Source organism: Actinomadura sp. KC345 (genome assembly GCF_004348515.1).
In the GTDB taxonomy this organism is placed as follows: domain Bacteria; phylum Actinomycetota; class Actinomycetes; order Streptosporangiales; family Streptosporangiaceae; genus Spirillospora.
Window position 1 is genome coordinate 1 of sequence record NZ_SMKH01000447.1, and the last position, 4,653, is coordinate 4,653.

Consider the following 4,653-nt stretch of genomic DNA (forward strand, 5'->3'; position numbering starts at 1 on the left):
CCGAAGACCCGGCCTGACCCCCGAGGCCGGACCTCGCCCCTTCGCGACGGCCCCTACCGCGTCCGGCGACCGCCCTCGGAGCGCCCGCGGCCCCGTGCGCGCCCGGCGCCGACCGGCCTGACGTGGCGCTGACCGGCGCTGATGGATCTTGGACGGGCCCGACCGGGCGGGTCGGGCTAGCCGGTGAACGCGGTGCACTGATCAATATCGGCGGTTATTGCGATCTTGTATGGAAGGTCGGATACCTTCCGAGGGTGATGAACGTTGCGAACGCCGGGGGTTTCACCGGCCGCAACCGGCGCGCCACGGCGTCAACGAGCGTGCGCGCGGGGACCGGACGGGGCCGGACCTGCTGCTCCCCGCACTCTCCGCTTCTTTACTCTCGATGTGCGATAACCCGCAATGTGCAATCATGTCGGCACCCCAGCCGCCTGTTTACTTCCGCTAAGTGAGTCCACATGCCGGGTCCAGGCAATGTCGGCGAACGTGTCCGCAACCTGCGGCTGACCAGACGCTTGTCGCAGGCACAGCTCGCCGGTCACGACCTCTCCGACAGCTACATATCCCTGATCGAGTCGGGTAAGCGCACCCCGACACCGACGGTCCTGCGCATGCTGGCCGAGCGCCTCGGCTGCACCCCCGAGTACCTCGCCGAAGGGGTCGAGCCGGAGCAGCGCGCCCACCTTGAGGTGCGGGAACGCCACGCCCACCTGGCGCTGCGGCGCGGCGACCCGGCGACGGCCGAGGCCGGTTTCGACGAGGTGATCGCGCGCAGCGACGATCCCGACCTGACCGCCCGCGCACGCTGGGGCCGTGCCCGCGCCCTTGAGGAGCTGGGCCGCACCGACCCCGCGATCGCGCTCTTCGAGGACCTGCGCGAGCAGGCCGAACGGGACCCGGGCCGGGCGAGCTGGCTACCGCCCGTGATCGCGCTGACCCGCTGCTACCACGCGGTCGGCGACCTGGGGCAGGCCATCGCCCTCGGCGAGCGCGCCATCGCGCGCCTGCACCATCTCGGGCTCGTCGTGGGCGAGGAGTACACCGAGGTCGGTCGAATCCTGCTGCTCGCCTACGTGGATCGCTCCGACCCGGCCCGCGCGCACGACCTCGGACGGCGGCTCCTGCACCCGGAAGTGTCCGGGGACGAGCCGGCGAGCGTCCACTACCAGCGGGCCAGCATGCGTGCCCTTGAAGAGGGGACGATCGGCGACTCGCTGTACTTCGCCGACCAGGCCCTGGCCGCACGCACCGAGACCAGCCCTGTTCGTGCTCGCGAACGCCTCGCCCTTGCCGCGGCCAAGGCGTTGCTCAGGGGGGTCATGCCCTTCTCGGCCGCCGCGCCTTCCACCTCGGTGCCGGCTGGTGATTACGGCTTCGAACGTCCTCGCCCCGAGGGTTCCCGTGAGGCCGCCCAGGAGGCACTGGAGCTTCTGCAAGGGACGACCAGCCTCGATGGAGCGGAGTCCACGGAGAGCACGATCGCCAAGGCACGCGCACTCGTGCTCATCGGCGAACTGGACGAGGCCATCGCCACCCTGGAGCAGTTCCTCGACACGGGGATGGCCCTGGGCCCCCCGACGAGCCAGCATGCCGCAACTCCGCAACCTGGCAACGACCTCGCCGCACGCACGCAGAAGACCGTCCTGGCCCGTCTCGTCCTAGCGCGCGCACGCGTGGCCCAAGGAGACCGGACGGCCGCCCAGGTCGTTCTTCGCGCCGCGTCGGAACAGTTGGCGACTCTGCCGACGGGCCGACCGGCGGCGCACCTGCTCAGGGAAATGGGAGAGCTGTACGAACTCGTCCAGGACTCCGAAGCCGCGGCGACCGCCTACCGGAAGGCCCTGGAAGCCGCAGGCCTGCGGGCCCCCCGCCCCCTCGCGGCCAACCGCGACCTCGGCCGCGTCTGACATCTGCGGCCGGCGGCGCGCGGCGGTACGGGACTTCCTGCGCTCGCCGCCGATCCGACCGGTCCACAGCCGGGAGAGGCGAGGCTCGCCCCTGGCGCTGTGGCGAGGTACTGGCAGCGATCAGGTCATATCGACGGCGTCCAGGTCCAGGACGCGCGCGTGGAGGACCTGCCGCTGGTGAAGCGCGGCTCGCAGGGCGCGGTGCAGGCCGTCCTCCAGGTAGAGCTCGCCCTGCCACTGGACCACGTGCGGGAACAGGTCGCCGTAGAAGGTGGAGTCCTTCGACAGCAGCGACTGGAGGTCCATCTCGCGTTTCGTGCTGACGAGCTGGTCGAGCCGCACCTGGCGAGGCGGGATCTTGGCCCAGTCCCGGGACGAGAGTCCGTGGTCGGGATAGGGCCGTCCATCGCCCACCGCCTTGAAGATCACGGCACCGAGTCTACGGCGTCGGCGTGACCTGGAGAAGGAAACGCAACAACATGAGTCACTCTAGTTGCCGCCACTGGTAAACCAGTTACCTCCCAGGTCAACGGGTTCGTCAGTAAATTGCGCCGACCGCCGCGCTACCAGGTGTCGATCTTCAGATCACCCAGTTCGCCCACGGCGACGCGGTCCTCGACGGCGAGGATCGTGACCATCCGCTCGGCCTCCTCCACCGTGGCGAACCGGCCGTGCAGTTCCCGCTTCTCAGGGTAGGGCGCCTCCAGCCACAGCTCGGGGCGGTTCGGTCCGCGGGCCTGCCACATCATCTGGACGGTGCCCTTGGAGCGGCCGACGAACGTCAGGAAGTACCCGTCCACGGGCTCCAGGCCCCGGACCCACCGCAGCGCCTCGTCCAGCAGGACGGGCGACATCCCCGTGTCGCTCCGGTGCCGGTTGTTCACCCGCACCATGAGCATCGGCGCGGACACGTCCGGGTCGGTGACCAGGGTCGCGGCACCGGTGTCCTCGCCGTGGAACAGCGGGCCGAGCGATTCCCACATGTGGTCGACGAGAACGGACACCTCGAACTCGCTCTGGCCGTCCACGAGCGCGCCGACGAAGCGGTCCCAGTCGCGGCGCACCCTCAGCTCGCGGTCCCGGACGTCGCGCGCCAGGATCTCTATGCCGACGGGGAGTCCCTTGGCGAAGTTGTCCAGCAGCGTCTCGGCGGACATGGTCATGTCCGTCGCCTTCGGGACGACCACCCCGCGCTTGGGGCCCTCCGTCCGGGTGACCAGGGCACGCGGTATCGGGTCCCGGTCCCAGTGGCCCTCGCGAAGGGCCAGCCCCTTGCCCATGAACGCCCACCGGAACCGTTTGGCCGGCTCCCCGTCCGCCACCTCCCCGCGGTAGGCGGGGACGACCTGAAGCCCGCACTTCGCCAGCTCGGCGTCGCGCTTTTCCCAGAAACCGGTCTCCCCGGGGCCGAGCAGGACGGCCCGGTCCAGCGCGAAGCCCGGCACGTCGATCGGCCGGGCGTGGACGACGTCGCCGAGTTCGTCGTCCATCAGGTCCACCACGGCGTCGAGCATCGCTTCCACGACGTCTTCGCGGTACCCCCGGTTGGCCTTGGCCACCAGCACGCGGTCGTCCCGGAAAAGGTAGACGAAGACGCCGACGACACCGTGCTCCACGAGAACGTCGTGACGCCCGAGACGTTTGCTTTCCCAGTCCTGCGTGGAACGCCTCTCTTTGGCGAGCGCGAGGAGATCAGTTGTCATGCTCCCGCACGATAATCCCCGTGGCCGACATCCCGAGACCGGCCGACCATCCCATGCCGTCCAGATGCGGTTTGTGGCTCACCTGGGTCGAGGACCGCGTTGTCTGCATGCGAGTGCAGACAACGCCCCTTTTGAAAAGGGCAATATCTAGTTTTCGGACGGTCACGCCACTCGCAGCGGCTTCACCTGCGACGACGTCCGCCAGGTCGACGCCATCGCGACTTCGTCGCCGGCGGGAAGTAGCCCGCCCCGGTGTCGACGCAAGAGGGGCCCGTACCGGGCGCAGTGGCTCGAGTTCGTGAGAACCGTCTAGACGAACACCACCAATCGTCGTACGGTGGTTACATGCTTCCTGGTCTAGAAGGTGAACGGGCCGCTCGCGCAGAGGAGCGGCTCAGCAGGGAAACGGTGATCTGGCTGACGACCGTGACGCCGGACGGGCAGCCGCAGACATCGCCGGTCGGGTACGTGTGGAACGGGATGACGTTCCTCATCATCAGTGCCCCCGGCGCTCCGAAGGTCCGCAACCTGCGCGGCAATGCCAGAGTCGCGCTGCATCTGGATCTCGACACCGGCTCGGAGGACCACAGCGTCCTCACCATCGAGGGTGAGGCCGAACTCGACCACGCACAGGCGGGCGGACTCGCGCCGTTGACCGAGGACGAGGTCTCCGCATACCTGGAGAAACACAGGGAGGCGATGGACGGGGCGGGCATGACCCCCGAAGAGGCGTTCACCGAGTTGTCCACCGCGATCCGCGTGGCGCCGACCCGCGCCCGCTCCTACTGACCCGCGGCGTGCGCGTGGTTCCGCCCGCGTTCGACTCAACCCAAGACGCCTGCGCCACAGTGAGGTTTTCTCGGCACGATCGATTCGGACAGTAGGGATTTCCGAGGCACGATCGATGGTGTTCGGGGAGACTCGCGGACAGATGGCGAGGACCAGAAAAGGCACGTGGAGCCCCGGTAGAAGAGGTCTCGCTGAAGATCTCTCGTCTGCCAGAAGGGCTCCACGTGGTGACCTATCCTGCCATGCTCGACGTC

The 4,653-nt window shown here is 68.8% G+C and carries 4 protein-coding genes; 2 read left to right on the forward strand and 2 right to left on the reverse strand.

Annotated elements, in window-relative coordinates:
* Positions 1-458 precede the first annotated feature (458 nt).
* Positions 459-1,907 (forward strand): helix-turn-helix transcriptional regulator, encoded by a 1,449-nt coding sequence (locus E1281_RS37735; RefSeq protein ID WP_131884495.1) that lies wholly within the window; start codon positions 459-461, stop codon positions 1,905-1,907.
* Between the two features lie 120 nt (positions 1,908-2,027).
* On the opposite strand, the gene E1281_RS37740 is transcribed toward E1281_RS37735, so the two are convergent.
* The gene (locus E1281_RS37740; protein ID WP_131884496.1) at positions 2,028-2,336 is read right to left on the reverse strand and encodes a type II toxin-antitoxin system VapB family antitoxin; all 309 of its coding nucleotides are present in this window, start codon (positions 2,334-2,336) and stop codon (positions 2,028-2,030) included.
* A gap of 134 nt (positions 2,337-2,470) precedes the next feature.
* Positions 2,471-3,610 (reverse strand): hypothetical protein, encoded by a 1,140-nt coding sequence (locus tag E1281_RS37745; RefSeq protein ID WP_131884497.1) that lies wholly within the window; start codon positions 3,608-3,610, stop codon positions 2,471-2,473.
* Between the two features lie 345 nt (positions 3,611-3,955).
* Between E1281_RS37745 and E1281_RS37750 the strand changes: the two genes are divergently transcribed.
* Positions 3,956-4,399, forward strand: a complete 444-nt coding sequence (locus E1281_RS37750; RefSeq protein ID WP_131884498.1) for a pyridoxamine 5'-phosphate oxidase family protein — start codon at positions 3,956-3,958, stop codon at positions 4,397-4,399.
* Positions 4,400-4,653: the final 254 nt, after the last annotated feature.